Here is a 382-nt window from a genome sequence, read left to right as displayed (position 1 = left end):
GGGGATTTCCTCACAATCATTTTCTCTTCATTTCCTTCTTCCAAGGAGTAGAACTCGACAATATACTGGCTATACAGAGCAAGCCAAGAGATAAATCTCTTTGAGACTCTGTCTCTGTTAAGCAGAAATATGTTCAGCGGTCTTTTCCTTTTCTCAGTAAGCCTAGCGGTTTCTTTTATAGCTAAATTCTTCTGGAGTATCTTAATGTACTGCTCTTCTCCTAACAAGAATGCAAGACCGTCCATGGTGACAGTAAGCCCAATAGGCCTTCTATCTTTAATCATATCATTGAGCATCTTTCTGTACATCGTTGTGAACTTGGGCAGAAAAGTTGAAGTATCCATGTCGGTGTAATATATAAAGGGCTCAATGTACTTTATCC

The 382-nt window shown here is 39.3% G+C and carries 1 pseudogene; it reads right to left on the bottom strand.

Annotated elements, in window-relative coordinates:
- A pseudogene (locus tag E3E36_RS12785) lies at positions 1–308 on the bottom strand (hypothetical protein); the annotation flags it as partial.
- Positions 309–382: the final 74 nt, after the last annotated feature.

Source organism: Thermococcus sp. M36, assembly GCF_012027355.1.
Classification (GTDB): domain Archaea; phylum Methanobacteriota_B; class Thermococci; order Thermococcales; family Thermococcaceae; genus Thermococcus.
This window is presented reverse-complemented; position numbering and strand designations above follow the sequence as displayed.